The sequence below is a fragment of the Chitinophaga rupis genome, from assembly GCF_900109685.1.
GTDB lineage: Bacteria > Bacteroidota > Bacteroidia > Chitinophagales > Chitinophagaceae > Chitinophaga > Chitinophaga rupis.
The window spans coordinates 94,663-111,752 of the sequence record NZ_FOBB01000007.1 but is presented as its reverse complement, the minus strand read 5'-3'; the positions used below and the strand labels follow the sequence as shown (position 1 = coordinate 111,752).

Below are 17,090 nucleotides of genomic sequence, written 5' to 3'. Positions count from 1 at the left end.
TCGCGCAATTAAAGAACAGGGGCCGGCATTGATAAAAATATATGTTAATCTTATTTCAATTACATGATTGTTAACAAATAATATATTATTTTTACGCATTTACCGGAATTTACAACTTTAGTACATTGTCCCTATTCCTCTATTGGCTGGCGCTGCCATTCATTTACCTGGTATCGCTGCTGCCATTTCCGATACTCTACTTATTATCAGACGGGGTGTACCTGTTGTTATACTACGTAGCCGGCTACCGGAAAAAAGTGGTTGTTCAGAATTTACGCAATGCCTTCCCTGATAAAACGGAGGCCGACATCAAAAAGGTCAGCAAAGAATTTTACCGTTACTTCTGTGATCTGTTCCTGGAAACCTTTAAAACGCTAACTATCAGCAAACGTGCCATGGTAAAGCATTGCAGCTTTCACCCGGACACGGTGGCCCTTTTTACCCAACTGGCGGCTGAAAAGAAAAGCGCCATCCTGGTAATGGGGCACAAAGGCAACTGGGAATGGGCGGGCAATACCTTCAGCATCCTTTGCCCGCAACAATTGTACGTGATCTACCACCCGCTGGCGAATAAGCATTTTAACGGGCTGGTATACAACATGCGTACCCGCTTTGGCACCCGGCTAATTGCCATGCAGGATACCTTCCGGGATATGGTGAAGTACCGGCAGGAAGTGAATGCTACTGCTTTTATTGCAGACCAGACACCGCAGCCGCAAAACGCCCACTGGATGACCTTTTTGCACCAGGATACCCCGGTGTTCAAGGGTACGGAGAAGATAGCGCAGAAGATGAATAACCCGGTGGTGTATGTGACCGTACAGCGCATTAAACGGGGATACTATACGGTGCTGGCAGAGATACTGGTAGAACAGCCTGCAGGCGCCGCTGACGGAACAATTACAGAATTGCATACGAGGAAGCTGGAAAAAGACATTATGGATCAACCGGCTACGTGGTTATGGTCGCACCGCCGTTGGAAACATAAACGCATCTGAAAATTATTATTGTACTCATATCCTATGCTAGAAGGTAAAGACCTTATATTGGCCACCAAGCCATATGCCACAGAAATTAGAGCCAAGAGCTGGTTATACACCATATCCACGCTGCTTTTGCTGATCCTGTCCTTAACCGGCACCATTATGCTGCCTTACCTGCTGTTAAGGGTATGCAGCAGCGTGCTGGCGGGGCTGCTTATTGTACGGATGTTCGTGATCTATCATGATCACCAGCACCATACCATTTTACACAATTCCCCTCTGGCCAACGCTATTATGACCGTGTTCGGCATTTATGTGCTGGCGCCTACCAGCATCTGGAAACGCTCCCACGACTATCATCATAAACATAATTCCAAATTATTCAGCGCGGATATTGGCTCTTATCCCATTTTCACGCGTAAGAAATTTTTATCGTTGCCGCCCAAACAGCAACGGGCATACCTGGCTACCCGCCACCCGCTTACCATTGCGCTGGGTTATTTTTCCATGTTCCTGCTGGGCATGTCCTTAAGATCATTTATTTCCAGCCCCCGCAAGCACCTGGATTCTTTGCTGGCGATGGTGCTGCACGCAGCCGCTATTACCGTTACCGTTATATTCCTGGGCTGGCAGGCCGCCCTGCTGTTCATTTTTGTGCCCTTTTTTATTGCCTGCGGCATAGGCGCTTACCTGTTCTATGCGCAGCATAATTTTCCCGGGGTGTCTTTTAATACCAATGAAGACTGGTGCTACCATGATGCGGCGCTGCTTTCCTCCAGCTATATTGTAATGAATCCTGTAATGGCCTGGTTTACAGGCAATATCGGTTATCATCATATTCACCACCTGAACGCGCGGATCCCGTTTTACCGCCTGCCGGAGGTGATGGCCGCCATCCCGGCCCTGCAAACACCTAAAACCACCTCTTTCAGGATCGGGGATATTTATGCCTGCCTGCGCCTGAAGGTGTGGGATGCCGACCGCAGGGAGATGGTAGGCCTATAAGTTGTTTGCCCGGAAAATTTTCCTTAGCTTAGGGTATACTCCAAAGGACACATGAAAAGACGTAACCTGTTAGCCATAATAGTTTTCCTGCTAACAATTTTGTTTGCGTATGCGGCTGCGGTAAAGGCACTGGCCTATGATAGATTTATTATGGACCTGGGCCAGTCGCCCCTGCTTACGAACATTAACAAACCTATGCTGGCAAAAGCTATACTGGGCTTTGAATTTTTAACGGTAGTGCTGCTGCACATCACCTCTACCAAAAAATGGGGGTTGTATGCCGCTTTTTTCCAGCTGCTCATTTTCAGCGGATATTTAAGCACGCTGTACTTTTTTTACGCGCACATCCCTTACGCCGCCGATGGCATTCTGGGAAAGATCTCTTATCCCCTGCATATAGGATTTAATCTTGTTTGTACGCTGTTAGCTTTGTGCGGGGTGTTCCTGTTCAATAACATTCATAAAAGGCCCCAGCTGCGGGTGGTTTATAATGCACACGCGCTTACACCAGCAGTTGATTATCAATAGCGCATTTCACCAGCATGGCGGAATTGCGGGCATTCAGCTTAGCCAGTAAGTTCTTGCGGTGACTGTCTACCGTGGTAGCGCTGATAAACAGCTTCTCTGCAATTTCCGGATTGGTATATCCTTCTGCTATCAGCAGCAATATTTCCTTTTCCCTTTTGGTTAAATGCGGGTTACGCTGCCCGTTGGCAGGCTGCTCTGCCGGCTGTATGGCCTGCGCCGCCCCGGACGATAAATAGGTTTTACCGGCATGCACCAGGTGTATAGCCTGCAGCAGCTCCTCCTTATCCGCATTTTTCAACAGGTAGCCGCTGGCGCCACTATCCATCATACTGCTTACATATTTGCGTTCTTTAAAAGAGCTGAGGCCCAGCACCATAATACCGGGATAGCGGGCTTTAATGGTGGCACACAGATCGCTGCCGCTAATATCCGGCAGTATGCTGTCCATCAGGATCACATCTGTGCTGTGGTCCAGTAAGAATGAAAGGCAGGACTGCCCGTTGCGGGTTTGGCCTACCAGCTCAATATCTGATTCGGAACGTAACAGGGAACGCAACCCTTCCAGTACCAATGGCTGGTCATCTACAAAATACAAGCGGATCATGGTTATTTCCAGTTTACTTTAACGGTCTTAACAATTTGGCACAGTTAACAGGTGCTAAGACGGGAATACAGGTTTAGATTAACTCTAGTAATATAGTGAAAACAGAGCTAATTTTCAGCAATTCTCTTGGTACTTGAAAAGATTAGCAGAGGGTTATGACAATAACAGGCAGCGGTCCCAGGCAGGCGCGGTTTGGGTATCTACTGCTGCAATCAGCGCCAGCCCTACGCCTGTAATACCTTCCAGCAGGTTATAACTGTTCTGATAATCAGGATGCGCAAAGAATTTATACCCGGCCAGTCCATCCTGCCAGGTGTTCATTTCCAGTGTGGCCTGCAGCCATTTATCAGCGCCCTGCAGTAACAGCGCATCCTGGTTATCCAGCGCCATGCGCCGGTAAATGTGGGCAATGCCTGCGCTGCCGTGGCACAAACAGGCGTCGTGCACACTGCCATTTTTGAGGGTGCGCTGGTGTATGCTATATTCAAAAATTGTGTATGCCGCCTGCTGGTAAACGGGCTGGCCTATACGTTTTCCGGTGTTCCATAAAGTGGCTGCAACGCTCAGATCACCGTAACACCAGCCCAGGCGGCTTTGCCCGCCGTTAATAGCTTCATTGGCCTCGCCTACCAGTGGCGGGTAAATGGAGGTAAGACCTTCTGCCGGCGGGTTCTGAATGGTCAGCAGCCATTGCAGGCTGCCTTCTATCAGGCGGCGGGTACTTTCTACCTCAATACCTTTTTCGTGGATCAGGCCCAGGATAGTGATAATAGCCGGCATGCCATGCGCCAGGCCCAGGTTAAAGCAGCTTTGCCCGCGCACCTGCTCTTCCCGGCTGGTAAGGGAAAAGCGGTCTTTCCAGCGTATGCCATGCGCATCTGATACCGCGCTTTTTTCCAGCTGCTGTACCACGCCGCTTAAATATTTTACTGCTGTGGGGTGCGGCAGGCGTTCCAGGAAATAAATGGCAATACCTAAGCCCTGGTGCAGGAAATCGTAGTTGTTATCGCGCAGGTCTTCATCCATAAAGCTGCCCAGGATCTCGTCTGCTTCTTCAAAAATATCCTGTATCCCATCGCCTTCCGCAAACCCGGCGTTGATGAGGTGCTGAATGCTCCAGGCAATACCGGAAATGCCGCTGCAATGAGAAAGCATCATTTGCTGCTCAGACAGGGCCTGGATGCTTTTCAGCATTACCGTATGCACCTGTTTCAGGTATTTCTTTTTTCCGGTAAGATGATAGTAGTAGGCGTAGAATAATGCGCAGCCGGTGTAACCGTTTAATAAACCAGGTGTTCCATCCTGTTGAATAAAGTTGTCCAATATGGGACTGATCTGTTGTAATACCTTGCCGGCCTGCTTTATATGGTTGTTCATGGTCTCAGATAGTGAACGGCCCGTCGTGATGGCGGACCGTTACCAATTTACTTAAAAATAAGCTTTATAGCAGTAGCCTGCTTACCCGTTCAACGTAAAACAGCAGCAGGCTACCGGCTAATGAACCGTTCCTAGAAACGGCAGGAATCTTCGCTGCAGATCTCTGCACCCTGGCTAATGTTATCTGTGCAGATCCTCATGCTGCATAATACGCTGCAGGTGCCTGCGGTAAGAGCCATGCCGCCTTTTACCAGCTCCTGTTTGGATTTGCTTAAGCTGGCAATTTTAATTTTGCCCAGGCTCAGTTTTTTTTCTGCTATTTTTTTCATGTTGATGAGGTTTTAGATGGTCTATAGTCCATGGTCCATAGCCCATGGTGTTTCTTCGATATGAAGGTTTGCGTGAAATGGTCCGCAGTCCATGGACCACAGCATTTTTTCAATGTGAAAAGTTTGTACTATTAAGATATTAGATGGCGCACAGACCACGGCTGTTTTTCAGGATGTGAAAGTGCATTATCAAACGGTCATCATCCGCAGACAGTGGACTGTAGTCCATAGACTAATACCGGCAAATGTCCTGACTGCAGTTCGGCGCACCCTGGCTGAGGCAGGCGATAACGAAGGAAACGCATTGTGCGCTTTTACCTTGTCCGCCGCCTTTCAGCACTTCCTGTTTGGCATTACTTAAGGTGGCGATCTTAATTTTTCCCAGGCTTAGTTTTTTTGTTGTTTGCTGTTTCATTGCATACAGATTTGTGTGCCAGGTATTATTTAAAAAGGCCCGCCACTTACCGGGCGGACCTTTTTTATACAGGCAACACGTTAGAAAATACAGGAATCATCACTGCAAATGGGCGCACCCTGGCTAATGCAGCTGATCTTAATGGAGGATGTTGTAGCCACACCACCTTTAACTGCTTCCTGCCTGGCTTTACTAAGACTGGCAATCTTGATCTTTGCAAGACCCAGTTTTTTTGAAGGTTTACGTTTCATTGTTAAAATGATTTTAGATTCAACACTTCCTTGTTTACGTTCCACAACATTATTGCTCCGGTGGCGGAGGCGTAGTACAGAGCCGGGTAGGGCACAGTACACTGCAAGTGTTCATAAAAGTGACCAACATGGCTTCGCCACCTTTGATCATTTCTTGTCTGGAGCGGCTCAGGCTGGCAATTTTGATCTTGCCCAGGTGCAGCTTTTTTAAAGGTTGTTTTTTCATGGTAACATCCTGTTTTGAAGGTTAATTTTCCCTTTCAGGGGGTGGGGGGCATTTATAAAGGCTGCAACCGGTATAAGTAGGACGGAAGGCAGCGCCACCTTTACGGTTAGCTTGTTCTGACTGGCTTAATTTGGCAATTTTAATTTTGCCCAATGTCAATTTTTTCTCCATGCTTTTTTTCATGAGACTTACAGTTTAACGTTATAAAAAATGAAAAATGAATCCGGAGATCGTTAAGCGCACAAAACCGTGTTACAGGCCACAAAGTCACTGAAGCAAACCGTATCGCCCGGCGTGGTGCAAACCTGCACGGTGCGGATGTATGCTTCTTTAGGACCCGTGGTAACGGTTTTGCTGAAAGATGAAATTTTAATTTTCTGCAGGAGCAGTTTCTTTGAGGGTGACGGTTTCATAGTAGCAAGATTTAGGCGGCAGTAGAATTACAGTGTATCTAAAAGTAAAGAAAAATAAAAGGCAGCTGCCCCCTGTAAAAAGGGGATTTTTGTAAATGATCCTACCTTTTTCGAGGTAGATAAGTTAAAAATATCCCTGTTTAAGGGGATATCCGGCTTTATGCAAATGCGCTAATTTTCATTTTTTAACGATCATGCGTCATGATAGCTGCTAAAGATTTTTACCTGATCAGAACCCCCTTGTTACCCCTGCAATTCCTGGATCAGTTTAATGATATTCCCCTGTCTGCATTAAACGACCAGGTGAAAGAGATTTTTACCCAACCTTATTTACTGGAAGCCATTTACATTGCTTCTCCGGAATTATGCCAGGAGCTGCAAAAGTGGCAACAGGGCCTTATTACAGGCGAAAAGGAAGTGAACAAGCTGGTGGCGGCGCTGTTCCGTTATATCCTGCGTATGTGCACGCGCTGCACCCCCTATGGTTTATTTGCCGGTTGTGCAACCGGGCAGGTAGCAGCTGCTACCCGCGTGGAGCTGGCGCCTATGGAGCTGCATAAAAAACACTGCCGGCTGGATATGAACTACGTAGCAGAACTGGCCGCCATGATCACACAGCTGCCGGAGATACAACAACAGCTGACCTATGTACCTAATAATTCATTATACCAGATCGGCAACGCTTACCGCTATGCCTCTTTTACGGTAAAAAATAAGTTCCGGCATTATGATCTTACCTCCGTGAACAGTACAGATTACCTGGATGCCATTTTAGAAACAGCAAAGCAGGGCGCTACCATTGCGCAATTATGTGAAAGTATTGTGAGCGATGATATTACTGCAGGCGAAGCACGTGAGTTCATACAGGAGCTGATAGACAGCCAGATCCTGGTCAGTGAGCTGGAACCCACTGTAACCGGCGAAGAATTTTTTAACCACCTCATTCACAAACTGGCTACGCTGCAAAATACGGAAGCTATTACCGCAGCGCTGCAAAACATCCGCCAGCTATTACAGGCTCCCGGCGCCAGCATTGATAAATACCTGCAAACACATGCGCTGGTAAAACAGCTGCTGCCGGATACCAATAGTAAGGACCTGGTACAAACCGACCTGTTCCTGGCTACACAGCATAATACGCTTAGCCATACGGTTATTAATAATATTCAGCAGGAAATTATCCCACTCTGGAAACTAAGCCGCCGTAATAATAATGCTGACCTGCAGCAATTTGCCCAGGCTTTCCGGGAACGTTACGAGGAACAGGAAATACCGCTGAACATTGCGCTGGATGCAGAAGCCGGCATTGGATACGCCGGCCATACCGGCGGGCAGGCCGATCATACGCCGCTGGTAGATGATATTTTTGTTAACCAGAAAACCACGGGTAGTAATTCCATTTCCTGGGGTAAGCTGCAGGACTTCCAGCTAAAGCAGCTGCACGAATGCCTGCGCAACCACCAAACGGAAATTGTATTAACCGATAAAGACCTGGATGAGCTGAAAGAAACCGATACGCCGGACCTCCCATATAGTATGTACCTGATGGGCAGCCTGCTGGGTAAAAGCGCTGCGGATATAGATGCCGGTGATTACCTGTTTGAGCTAAGCACCTGCAATGGTCCTTCTGCCGCTAATTTGCTGGGCCGCTTCTGCCACGGCGATACCTTACTTACCGAACAGGTAAAGAACTGTTTACAGGAAGAAGCCGGCCAGCACCCGGATTATATTTATGCAGAAGTGATCCATCTGCCGGAAGCGCGGGCAGGCAATATTCTGCTGCGTCCCCAGCTGCGTGAGTATGAGATTGTGTACCTGGGTAATGGCAGCGTGCCGGAAGACCATCAGCTACCGCTTGCGGACCTGATGGTAAGCGTGCAGAATAATACCATTGTGCTGCGCTCCCAAAAGCTGAACAAGCGGGTGATACCGCGTTTGAGCACGGCCCATAACTACCGCGCAGGCGGTTTACCCGCGTATAAATTCCTGTGCGACCTGCAGTTCCAGCAGCTGCACTCCGGCCTTTACTGGAGCTGGGATCACCTGGGGCAGGAGCCCTTTTTACCCCGGGTACGTTATGGAAAGATCATCCTGAGCAAATGCACCTGGCAATTGCATAAAAAAGATTACCCGGAGCTAACAGATAAAAATATAAAACCGGATTACGCAGCGCTGTTTGGTAAAATACGCAAGCAGTGGAACCTGCCGCGTTTTTTAGTGATCGCGGAAGGTGATAATGAATTGTTCATTGACATGGATAATGCCGCCTGCCTGCAGCTGCTGGCCACTACCCTCATTAAAAAAGAGCGGGTGAAGCTGCAGGAATTTTTAAACACCGCAGACCTGGGCTGGGTAACCAGCGCACAGGGTACCTATACCAATGAGGTGATCATACCCATGCACCGTGCAGCTACCCAAGCCGCGCCAGTAAATACTTCCATGGCTACAGAAGCCCGGCAGCCGGCCTTACCGGCACGCCGCTTTATTACCGGCAGTGAATGGCTGTACGTAAAAATATATTGTGGCACCAGCAGCGCAGAACGCATTTTAAAAACCGTGATCAAACCCTTAACGGAGGAACTGGTAGCAGCAGGTACTGTTGATCAATGGTTCTTTTTACGGTACAGCGATCCGGAACATCATATCCGCATCCGCTTTCACCATGCCACGGATAAGGATTTCTGGAAAACCGTGCTGGAAAAATTATATACTGCGCTGCAACCGGATCTGGACAGCGGCGCTGTTCATAAACTGCAAACCGACACCTATGAACGGGAAATTGAACGCTACGGCGCTGCAACGATGGAGCTTAGCGAAGCGCTTTTTTATTACGACAGCCAGGCCGTTATTGATTGTATAGACCTGCTGGAAGGTGAGGAAGGCGAAAGCTACCGCTGGCTGCTGGCGGCCCGCGGTATTGATATGCTGCTGCAGGATGTGGGTTATGACCTGCCGGCCAAAGCAGCCCTGCTAAAACGTATGCAGCAAAGCTTTTTCCAGGAGTTTGGTGGCGACAAAGCCCTGCAAACCCAGCTGAATGATAAGCACCGGGAGCATATGCGGCAGCTAAGCAGCTTTTTACAGCCGCAGCAGGATGCGGAAAATGCCATTGAAGAAGTGATCGCTATTTTCACCCTACGCTCCATGCGCAATACTGCTGCTTTGCAAAAAGCCGCATTACCGGTACACGAACAGCTTTCCAGCTATATACATATGTTCCTGAACCGTATGCTGCTTTCCAACCAACGAAAACATGAGCTGGTGATCTACCATTTCATGAGCCGCTATTATGAATCACAGCTGGCCATTCAAAAAAAGAAACAGCCATTACCCAGCAAACATGGACTTTCCAATTTATAGACAGCTAGCACAAATGGATTGCGGCCCTACCTGTTTACGGATGGTGGCCCAACACTACGGTAAAACCTATACGCCGGAAAGCCTGCGGCAGTTTGTTACCATTGACCATGACGGCACCTCCCTGCTGCACCTGCGGCAGGCAGCCGAACAAATGGGGTTTAATACCCTGGCAGCTTCTGTTACCTTTGAGCAGCTGGACCAGGAAACGCCTCTGCCCTGCATTATACTCTGGAACCGCAACCATTTTGTGGTAATACCCCCGCAGGACTATAACAGCGGGCAACCAGGCAGCCAGATACTAATGGCCGACCCCGAAAAAGGGCTGGTAGAAGTGGACAAAGCCACCTTTCTGAAAGGCTGGATCGAGGACCATGACCAGGGCGTGGTGCTGATGCTGGAACCTGGCCACGCTTTTTAATCCCGGATCACTCCCCCCAAGAATAAAACGGCCCGCGCGGAAATATTGCATAATTTAGTGAGTACGGAAACGTTTATACCATTAGTTAGATTATCAGTTATTCAATCCACTCACACATGAAAAGGATTTTAGTATTGGCCGCGCTCATTTTTCCATTGATCGTCAGCGCACAGGTGAAGCTGGCAGAAGCCGTGGCCGAAGATTTTTCTACCAAAGCAGCAGAGAAGTTCCAGCAAAAGAATGATCCCCTCCTGGTATTTGTAGCCGACCAGATGTCGCGCAGCGGCGCCGGCGGCCTGGAAATAGATAAAACTATGACGGAGCTGAAAAAGGACCCCGCGGCCCTGGATGCAGCCCTGAAATACGTATACCAGTTCAGTGATTGTAACCGGCAGCAGCTGATTGCCAACCTGCGCGCCATGAACCTGCAAAGCAACAACGTGTTTCCCCTGGCTACCTATACTGTAAATAAATTTAAAGGGGAAGCCAAAGCCCTTATAGAAGAAAAGGCAACCCTGATCAAATCCGGTGAATTTGCAACGGTAGCTCCCGGCACACCACCAGCGGCGCCTGCCCAGCCACAACCAGCTACTTCCACTGCCCCCACCGGGCAGCCGGTAACACCGGGTACCAGCGCCCAGGAAACCGCCCCTGCTACCGCTACAACGCCTGCTGCCACACCCGCTGCTCCAGCCGCGCCGGCAGCAGATCCGTACGACTGGGATGTGCGTAACATTTTTCCCTTAACCAGCCCCGACCAGCTGGCGGAAAAATTTGGCAAGGAAAATGTAGCGGCCCGCCCGGCGCAGGACCTGGAAGGCAATGACCTGGGCACCGGTTATTATGTGTTCCCCGACACGGATAATGAAATGGAAGTAGTATTTAAAGAAGATAAAAGCAAGATCGTAACCTTTACCCATGAGCATTCCAAATGGAAATCGCCTTTTGGTATTAAACCCGGCGATCCGCTGGAAAAGCTGGTGAAGATCAACGGCCGTGCATTCCGCATCAATGGTTTTGACTGGACCAACGGCGGTATGATCGATAGCTGGGATGGTGGCGCTATGGATAAAAAAGGAGTAACCCTGCAGCTGAAAGCTAATAATACCGGCGACCCCAAACAATATGACCAGGTAACCGGCGATAAAAAAGTAAGATCAGACCAGGCAGCGCTGAAGAAGTTAGATGTGGTAGTGGAGAAGGTTTCTTTTCAGACAGCACCGCAGCAGTAAGCATATTACATTAAAATATAAGCCCCGGCAGGTGTTCTATCTGCCGGGGCTTTTTATGTGTGCTACAACCTTAAAGGTGTGGCACACTTATTTAATTCGTACCCCATGTTTTATTAGGTACCGGGCCCATTTCCAATACCAGCTGGCCGCCGTTCATGAGCTCATCATGCGTAAACCAGGGCGTGTTCAGCGCCTTGCCGTTCATGGTAGCACGCTGAATATATTTATTGGTAACAGAACAGTTCTTTGCCGTGAGCGTGAACTTTTTGCCGTTAGGCAGGTCAATGGTTACTTTGCTGAACACCGGGCTGCCTATAGTGTACAGCGGCAAGCCAGGCGTGAGCGGGTAAAAGCCCATAGAAGAAAATACCACAAAGGCCATCATACCACCACCGTCTTCATCGCCGGGCACTCCAAATATGTTATCCTTAAACCACACATCCAGCAGTAAGCGTATATGCTTCTGCGTTTTCCAGGGCGCATCCGTAAAGTTGTACAGGTAAGGAATGTGAAAGCTGGGCTCATTACCCATTGAGTACTGGCCAACCAAACCGGTAGCATCTGGGAACTTGGCCCAGAAGGCATATTTGGAACGGTCCAGCCCTTCACGGAAAAGCTGGTCCAGCCGGTCTTCAAAAGGTTTTTTGCCGCCCATTAAAGCCACCAGGCCCGGTACATCCTGCTGCACCTGCCACATATAGGTCCAGCCGTTATTTTCATCATAATAGTCACGGCCGCCCATACCACCGTCAAACTTAGGATCTATATTGATCCAGCTGCCCTTTTCATCTTTAGGTAAAAAGAACTGCCGATCATTGTTCCAGAGGTTTTTATAGTTCATACCTCTTTTTGAGAACTGCGTGTAGTCATCCTGTTTATTCAGGTCTTTAGCCAGCTGGCCCAAAGCCCAGTCATCATAGCTATGCCCCAATGTAATGGCTACTGCCTGCCGCTTTTCAAAGCTATGCGCCTTGGGTTCTGTTTCCTTTTCATCCGGATGCAGGGCCGGGAAGTAACCATGCTCATAATAAAAATCATCCAGGCGGGTTTTATCGCCATTCTCCCAGGGCAGCATAGTGGCGCTGGTGGCGTTCTTACGCATACCTTCATACGCTTTTTGCACATCAAAATTGCGCAGCCCTTTGCGGTAAGCATCTAAAAATACAATGGAAGAATGGAAACCGTTCATACAGGCATTGTCGCCAAACAATAGCGGGAAGGTGGGCATCCAGCCGCTTTGCTCATACATGCGTACGTAAGATTGCAGCATATCTTCCTCCACCTTAGGATTAATGATCATGCGCAGGGGATGCAGGGCCAGGTAAGTATCCCATGACCAGTCATCTACATAAAAGTCACGCGCATCCTTATTCACCTGCTTATTATAACCGCTGTAATACTGGCCATCTTCCGTAATATTCACCATTCTTTCATAACAGCGGTACAATGCGGTGTAGAAGGATCGTTTTTGCGCGGTGGTGCCGCCTTCTACCTTTATCTGGCCCATGGCTGCTGCCCATAGCTTTTTACCATTGGCAGCTACTGCGTCAAAGGTGGGCTGGCTGATCTCTTCCTCATAATTCTTTTTAGCCTGCGCTGCGCTTACATAGCTAATGGCGTATTTAAATTCAACAGTTCTGGTGGCAGCCGGGAAGCTGATCACGGATCTTACATGCTGCCCGCTGTTCTCTGTGCCTGCCTGCAACTGCCCATTGTCCCATATGCCGGTAACGCCGCCGGTGCTGAACCGGCCATAGAGATATACCTTAATATCATCGTGGTAGGTTTCTATACCTGTCAGCTCCTTATCAGATAAAAATTTATACTCCGATGGGCCATCGTTATACACGCCCAGTAAAAGCGCTTTATCGCCGGCAGCCGGGAAGCTGAACCGGTAAATGCCCGTTTTGGCGCCAGGCGTAAACTCCACTTTCACCTCATCATCTACCAGCCAGGTGCTGTAGTACCAGGGCCGGGTAACTTCCTGGTCGTAGGTAAGCCGGGCGCGCCAGCTTTCTTTGGTAACCGGTTTCACCACCGGCTTCAGGGAAAATACTTCTCCCATGCGGTGAGAAACAATGTTCAGCGGAAAGCCGGAGAGCTGGTCATCCAGGAAATCTTTCCGCATAGGCGCCATGCGTATCATCTGGTTTGGCAGCTGCACCGTAGGGCGGGTAGGTTCCAGCAGCTGGCCTACATTTCCAATGGTAGGATCTACATAATCAAGATTGCTGCCGTTTAACGGTGTTTGCTGCGCATGGATGGCAGTATACAGGCACACCTGTGCCCCTAAGAGGAATACCAGTTGCTTCATGTTCATGGAAAACAAGTCATTTAACTAAAAACTGGGTGCAAGAAACATTTATAGCACTAACAGTGCCCTTAACAGCTGCACTAACCAGAAAATTATTTTTCATTACCGGGTAAAAATACGCACAAACCCTATTGGCAGGTATATAAAATGTTAACCCTGTGAGGAAGATCCCGTCTTGCTTAGCTCATTACATAAATTATAGAAGTGCTTAACTACATCTACCGTTTGTGTATAGGAAATAGGTTTTATTACATAGGAATGTGCGCCTAAAGCAAGGCACTCATCCCGCTCAATAGGATTCAGGGACGTGGAGAAAATAATAACGGGAATAGCGGTAAAGGTCCTGTTTCCCTTTAAGAAACGGAGGGTTTGCGTACCGTTCATTTTAGGCATGTTCAGGTCCAGGATAATAAGGGAAGGTAACAGGGGTAAGCATTGCTGCAGGTATTTCACTGCTTCTTCCCCGTTCTCTTCAAAATGGATCACAGCCCCGTACCCCAGATCTTCAAAGGTATCTTTGATGATCTGGCGGTCTTCCGCATCATCATCCACCATCATAATTTTAGGAAATCCTTTTTCCATAGATAATACTATCAGTTATTGGCATTTATTGGTTGAGTGGTAAGGTGATCCTAAAGGTAGCGCCCTCATTTACTTTGCCGGAGGCGGTGATAGCCCCGTTATGCAAAGCAACGATCTTCCTGCAAATAGCTAAGCCCAACCCGGTGCCTTTATATTTATCCCCGGTATGCAGGCGTTGAAAAAGCGTGAACATTTTGGGCAGATACTTTTCATCAAATCCTATTCCATTATCCTTAATAAAGATCTCCAGGTAATGGGTGTTTAACCGGTTGGTAACCTGTATCTGCGGCCGCTGATCGTTCTTGGAATATTTCAGGGAGTTGTTGATAATATTGCCAAACAGCTGGCGGATCATGCTTTCATCTGCATCAATAGAGGGCAGGGCGGAGATCTCAATATTGGCCTCCTTTTCCCGGATCATGATCTCCAGGTCCTGCAGGGTATCCTGTATTACGTGGTTCAGGTTAATGTGCCGGTATTCCACCTGTTTCTTTTCTACCTGGGAAAAAGCCAGCAGGTCGTGGATCAGGTTACGCATACGGTGCGAGGCGGATAACATGCCCTTCAGGTAGTCTTTCCCTTTATCATCTATTTTATCAGCGTATTTATTCAGGAAGTAATCACTGTAAAAGCTGATCTTCCGGATAGGCTCCTGCAGATCGTGGGAGGCAACAAAGGCAAACTGCTGCAGTTCCTGGTTGCTGCGGTTCAGCTCAGAAATATTGTCTTCCAGCAAGGTTTGGTTCTCCTTTAACTGGGTTTGCGCCTCTTGCAGCGCCTTGTTATTTTCCAGGGTTTGCTCCACCACTTTTTGCGCATGAATATCTACCAGGTAGCCGATCCAGTACAACAGCTGCCCTTTATCATCCTTCAGGGGCGATAAAGCGGCCAGGTGCCAGTGGTATTCCTTTTCATTTACATGCCGCAGGCGGCACTGAGCTTTAATGGCAGAGGCGCCGGCATTGATCTTATGTGTCATTAACAGGCTAAAGGCATCATAGTCGGCTTCATGCACCACCTCTTTCCATTTGGTTTGGTTCAGCTGTGCAATAGTTTGCCCGGTAAAGTTACACAGCCATTCATTGGCATAGATCAGCTCACCCTGCAGGTTCAATGAAAAAATAATGATGGGTAAAGTATCGGTCAATGTTTTATACTGGCTCTCATTTTCCTGTAGTTTCAGCGACAGGTCCTGCAACTGCTCATTCTTCCGCTTTAGCTCCTCATAAGGGGAAATAGGCAGCTCATTGCGGAACATATTCCGCCAGTCGTCTATCTTCTGGTGGTCTATTTTTTCTGCGGCCGGTAAGGAGTAATAAAGCTCCACGGATGTTTCATCACCGGTGGTGGTAATGCTATATTTATTCACCAGGCGCTTGGCATATTCCAGGCCCTGGTTGGTTTGTACACTATGTGCTTCATCTGTAACACGGGCAACAATATACCTTTCCCGTTTCTGGCCGGATACACTTAAGACCAGATAACCATTTTGCCCATGCTCTATAGCATTCCTGGACACTTCGGATACCGCGGTAGCAAAAGTGGTTTGAGCGGAAAGGGAAAGCCCCGCCAGCTCTGCCAGCTTCATGGACCGCTTGTGCGCCAGGATCAGATCCATCTCATTACTAAGCGTAACTTTTACCAGGTCCAGCATCATTTATACATTTATTTTACAGGCAGCAATAGACATATCATCATTATTACGCGCAAAATCTTTCAGCAGAGCGGCTACTATCACCGCCAGATCATAGCGGAACACATTCGGGTAGCGAAGCAGGTCCCAGCGCGACTTAATACCATCGCTGCACATGATCAGGTGCTGCCCTTTTTCATATGCTACTTCCTGGTCCTTCATGGTATTCGGGATATTTAACCCGATGATACCATTGTATGCTACATAACTTTTTGAGAAGGTAACACCTTGCAGCTTGGTGAGAATGTTGCCAATACCGCAGATGGACCATTTCTTTTCCTTCCGGTCAAATACAACCACCGTACCTACCAGCCCTCTTGTTTTTTTTACTTCCCGGTGTATGAAACGCAGGTTTTCCAGCGGACTATGATCCGGACAGATCCTGAACGCATCAATGGCGGCCTGCACGGCTTTTTGTGCATCCGGCCCATGGCCCAGGCCATCACCCAGGAACAGCTTAATATACTCTTTGCTCTCTTTATAATGAAATCCGTCGCCACATGCAGTTTCACCCGGTTTAGGCACGATCAGGGAGCGGATCTCAATATTTTTAGGCCGGGTAAGAGCCGGTAATGCTTTATTGAAAATAGCACAGTGCAAAATGGTGCCCCATCCTTTTAAAGAATAGATCTGAAATTTGTTGGTCAGGCGTTTTATAGAACCCAGGCCATGCCCTAATGTGTTGGATGTAGAATGGCCGTCCAGCATCATCTTCGGAACATCCGCCATGCCGGGGCCACTGTCAATGGAGATCAGCTCAATACCCTGCAGATGATCTTCTTCTACCAGTTTTACCAATAGCTCTCCATCAGTGGCATATTTGGCAAGATTAGAAACAATCTCTGCCACCACAATATCTATCTCTCCTAATTTTTTTGCCGTAAACCCCGCGCCGGCAGCCAGGGCATGTATCTCTTTCTTAAGTATCGCAAAGTAGCTCCTGTCGGTTGCCTTGAAGCGAAGATGAACTGCATTAACCATTTTTCCATTTAATAATGGTAACCGTAGTACCCTTACCTACAGCACTCTTGATATCAAATTCACTGACCAGGCGTTTAGCGCCGGGCAGGCCCAATCCTAAGCTCCGGCCAGTGGAATAACCGTCTTTCATAGCCAGCTCCACATCTTTTATACCAGGTCCTTTATCGATGAAAGATAAACGGATGCCATTCTCCCTTCCTTTGCTTACTACTTCTATTACGGTATTACCACCATTGCCGTATTTAAGCATATTACGTACCAACTCTGAGGCAGCAGTTATCAGTTTCGTCTGGTTCACAAGGCTCATGCCGATCTTAACGGCATACTCCTTTACCCGGTTACGGAATGGCACTACATCCTGTTCCTTCTGGATGATCAT

At 48.2% G+C, this 17,090-nt stretch carries 19 protein-coding genes; 6 read left to right on the top strand and 13 right to left on the bottom strand.

Features of this window, described 5'->3' with window-relative positions:
* Window positions 1–125: 125 nt before the first annotated feature.
* From BMZ54_RS23480 to BMZ54_RS23470, 3 genes are read left to right on the top strand one after another with little or no spacing between them, the layout of a single operon-like run.
* The gene (locus BMZ54_RS23480) at window positions 126–998 is read left to right on the top strand and encodes a lysophospholipid acyltransferase family protein (RefSeq protein WP_089918032.1); all 873 of its coding nucleotides are present in this window, start codon (window positions 126–128) and stop codon (window positions 996–998) included.
* 24 nt (window positions 999–1,022) lie between these two features.
* Window positions 1,023–1,988, top strand: a complete 966-nt coding sequence (locus BMZ54_RS23475) for a fatty acid desaturase family protein (RefSeq protein ID WP_089918031.1) — start codon at window positions 1,023–1,025, stop codon at window positions 1,986–1,988.
* Window positions 1,989–2,039: 51 nt separating this feature from the next.
* Complete coding sequence (locus BMZ54_RS23470; RefSeq protein ID WP_089918028.1) at window positions 2,040–2,516, top strand: MauE/DoxX family redox-associated membrane protein; 477 nt, start codon at window positions 2,040–2,042, stop codon at window positions 2,514–2,516.
* Here the strand turns inward: BMZ54_RS23470 and BMZ54_RS23465 are convergent.
* From BMZ54_RS23465 to BMZ54_RS32805, 8 genes are all read right to left on the bottom strand, one after another.
* Window positions 2,491–3,120 (bottom strand): response regulator, encoded by a 630-nt coding sequence (locus tag BMZ54_RS23465; protein ID WP_089918026.1) that lies wholly within the window; start codon window positions 3,118–3,120, stop codon window positions 2,491–2,493. The genes BMZ54_RS23470 and BMZ54_RS23465 overlap by 26 nt on opposite strands.
* A gap of 153 nt (window positions 3,121–3,273) precedes the next feature.
* Entirely contained in the window at window positions 3,274–4,497 is a 1,224-nt protein-coding gene (locus BMZ54_RS23460; RefSeq protein ID WP_089918024.1) for a lanthionine synthetase C family protein, read from the bottom strand.
* 131 nt (window positions 4,498–4,628) lie between these two features.
* Window positions 4,629–4,826: a class I lanthipeptide gene (locus BMZ54_RS23455; protein ID WP_089918022.1), complete on the bottom strand. Its 198-nt coding sequence runs from the start codon at window positions 4,824–4,826 to the stop codon at window positions 4,629–4,631.
* 232 nt (window positions 4,827–5,058) lie between these two features.
* Window positions 5,059–5,241, bottom strand: coding sequence for a class I lanthipeptide (locus BMZ54_RS23450; RefSeq protein WP_089918019.1), 183 nt, complete (start codon window positions 5,239–5,241; stop codon window positions 5,059–5,061).
* An 80-nt stretch (window positions 5,242–5,321) separates the two neighbouring features.
* The gene (locus BMZ54_RS33000; protein ID WP_156093027.1) at window positions 5,322–5,492 is read right to left on the bottom strand and encodes a class I lanthipeptide; all 171 of its coding nucleotides are present in this window, start codon (window positions 5,490–5,492) and stop codon (window positions 5,322–5,324) included.
* Between the two features lie 49 nt (window positions 5,493–5,541).
* The gene (locus BMZ54_RS32995) at window positions 5,542–5,718 is read right to left on the bottom strand and encodes a class I lanthipeptide (RefSeq protein WP_156093026.1); all 177 of its coding nucleotides are present in this window, start codon (window positions 5,716–5,718) and stop codon (window positions 5,542–5,544) included.
* A gap of 21 nt (window positions 5,719–5,739) precedes the next feature.
* A complete protein-coding gene (locus BMZ54_RS33585) occupies window positions 5,740–5,889 on the bottom strand; it encodes a hypothetical protein (RefSeq protein ID WP_368670002.1) in 150 nt (49 codons plus the stop codon).
* A 62-nt stretch (window positions 5,890–5,951) separates the two neighbouring features.
* Window positions 5,952–6,131: a hypothetical protein gene (locus tag BMZ54_RS32805; protein WP_143081116.1), complete on the bottom strand. Its 180-nt coding sequence runs from the start codon at window positions 6,129–6,131 to the stop codon at window positions 5,952–5,954.
* Window positions 6,132–6,332: 201 nt separating this feature from the next.
* Here BMZ54_RS32805 and BMZ54_RS23440 point away from each other — a divergent pair, with 201 nt between their 5' ends.
* The 3 genes from BMZ54_RS23440 to BMZ54_RS23430 all read left to right on the top strand — a co-directional run bounded on the left by BMZ54_RS23440 (window position 6,333) and on the right by BMZ54_RS23430 (window position 11,141).
* Complete coding sequence (locus BMZ54_RS23440; protein WP_089918015.1) at window positions 6,333–9,491, top strand: lantibiotic dehydratase; 3,159 nt, start codon at window positions 6,333–6,335, stop codon at window positions 9,489–9,491.
* A complete protein-coding gene (locus BMZ54_RS23435; RefSeq protein WP_162277653.1) occupies window positions 9,472–9,909 on the top strand; it encodes a cysteine peptidase family C39 domain-containing protein in 438 nt (145 codons plus the stop codon). Before BMZ54_RS23440 ends, BMZ54_RS23435 begins: the two co-directional genes overlap by 20 nt.
* A 116-nt stretch (window positions 9,910–10,025) precedes the next feature.
* A complete protein-coding gene (locus BMZ54_RS23430) occupies window positions 10,026–11,141 on the top strand; it encodes a hypothetical protein (RefSeq protein WP_143081115.1) in 1,116 nt (371 codons plus the stop codon).
* A 91-nt stretch (window positions 11,142–11,232) separates the two neighbouring features.
* Here the strand turns inward: BMZ54_RS23430 and BMZ54_RS23425 are convergent, their stop codons facing one another.
* The 5 genes from BMZ54_RS23425 to BMZ54_RS23405 all read right to left on the bottom strand — a co-directional run bounded on the left by BMZ54_RS23425 (window position 11,233) and on the right by BMZ54_RS23405 (window position 17,090).
* Window positions 11,233–13,461 (bottom strand): GH92 family glycosyl hydrolase, encoded by a 2,229-nt coding sequence (locus tag BMZ54_RS23425; RefSeq protein WP_202909338.1) that lies wholly within the window; start codon window positions 13,459–13,461, stop codon window positions 11,233–11,235.
* Between the two features lie 144 nt (window positions 13,462–13,605).
* The gene (locus BMZ54_RS23420; protein WP_089918008.1) at window positions 13,606–14,037 is read right to left on the bottom strand and encodes a response regulator; all 432 of its coding nucleotides are present in this window, start codon (window positions 14,035–14,037) and stop codon (window positions 13,606–13,608) included.
* 25 nt (window positions 14,038–14,062) lie between these two features.
* A complete protein-coding gene (locus BMZ54_RS23415) occupies window positions 14,063–15,694 on the bottom strand; it encodes an ATP-binding protein (protein ID WP_238386664.1) in 1,632 nt (543 codons plus the stop codon).
* Complete coding sequence (locus BMZ54_RS23410) at window positions 15,695–16,711, bottom strand: ATP-binding protein (RefSeq protein ID WP_089918006.1); 1,017 nt, start codon at window positions 16,709–16,711, stop codon at window positions 15,695–15,697.
* Window positions 16,704–17,090 (bottom strand): anti-sigma regulatory factor, encoded by a 387-nt coding sequence (locus BMZ54_RS23405; RefSeq protein ID WP_238386663.1) that lies wholly within the window; start codon window positions 17,088–17,090, stop codon window positions 16,704–16,706. The genes BMZ54_RS23410 and BMZ54_RS23405 overlap by 8 nt, the downstream gene beginning before the upstream one ends.

Excerpts from the sequence above, each read along its gene's own strand:
- BMZ54_RS23475 (WP_089918031.1), top strand. The coding sequence starts at position 1,023 with ATGCTAGAAGGTAAAGACCTTATATTGGCCACCAAGCCATATGCCACA.
- BMZ54_RS23425 (WP_202909338.1), bottom strand. The coding sequence starts at position 13,461 with ATGAACATGAAGCAACTGGTATTCCTCTTAGGGGCACAGGTGTGCCTG.
- BMZ54_RS23420 (WP_089918008.1), bottom strand. The coding sequence starts at position 14,037 with ATGGAAAAAGGATTTCCTAAAATTATGATGGTGGATGATGATGCGGAA.
- BMZ54_RS23470 (WP_089918028.1), top strand. The coding sequence starts at position 2,040 with ATGAAAAGACGTAACCTGTTAGCCATAATAGTTTTCCTGCTAACAATT.
- BMZ54_RS23450 (WP_089918019.1), bottom strand. The coding sequence starts at position 5,241 with ATGAAACAGCAAACAACAAAAAAACTAAGCCTGGGAAAAATTAAGATC.
- BMZ54_RS23465 (WP_089918026.1), bottom strand. The coding sequence starts at position 3,120 with ATGATCCGCTTGTATTTTGTAGATGACCAGCCATTGGTACTGGAAGGG.
- BMZ54_RS23440 (WP_089918015.1), top strand. The coding sequence starts at position 6,333 with ATGATAGCTGCTAAAGATTTTTACCTGATCAGAACCCCCTTGTTACCC.
- BMZ54_RS23435 (WP_162277653.1), top strand. The coding sequence starts at position 9,472 with ATGGACTTTCCAATTTATAGACAGCTAGCACAAATGGATTGCGGCCCT.
- BMZ54_RS23415 (WP_238386664.1), bottom strand. The coding sequence starts at position 15,694 with ATGATGCTGGACCTGGTAAAAGTTACGCTTAGTAATGAGATGGATCTG.
- BMZ54_RS32995 (WP_156093026.1), bottom strand. The coding sequence starts at position 5,718 with ATGAAAAAACAACCTTTAAAAAAGCTGCACCTGGGCAAGATCAAAATT.
- BMZ54_RS23455 (WP_089918022.1), bottom strand. The coding sequence starts at position 4,826 with ATGAAAAAAATAGCAGAAAAAAAACTGAGCCTGGGCAAAATTAAAATT.
- BMZ54_RS23460 (WP_089918024.1), bottom strand. The coding sequence starts at position 4,497 with ATGAACAACCATATAAAGCAGGCCGGCAAGGTATTACAACAGATCAGT.
- BMZ54_RS23410 (WP_089918006.1), bottom strand. The coding sequence starts at position 16,711 with ATGGTTAATGCAGTTCATCTTCGCTTCAAGGCAACCGACAGGAGCTAC.
- BMZ54_RS33000 (WP_156093027.1), bottom strand. The coding sequence starts at position 5,492 with ATGAAACGTAAACCTTCAAAAAAACTGGGTCTTGCAAAGATCAAGATT.
- BMZ54_RS33585 (WP_368670002.1), bottom strand. The coding sequence starts at position 5,889 with ATGGAGAAAAAATTGACATTGGGCAAAATTAAAATTGCCAAATTAAGC.
- BMZ54_RS32805 (WP_143081116.1), bottom strand. The coding sequence starts at position 6,131 with ATGAAACCGTCACCCTCAAAGAAACTGCTCCTGCAGAAAATTAAAATT.
- BMZ54_RS23405 (WP_238386663.1), bottom strand. The coding sequence starts at position 17,090 with ATGATCATCCAGAAGGAACAGGATGTAGTGCCATTCCGTAACCGGGTA.
- BMZ54_RS23430 (WP_143081115.1), top strand. The coding sequence starts at position 10,026 with ATGAAAAGGATTTTAGTATTGGCCGCGCTCATTTTTCCATTGATCGTC.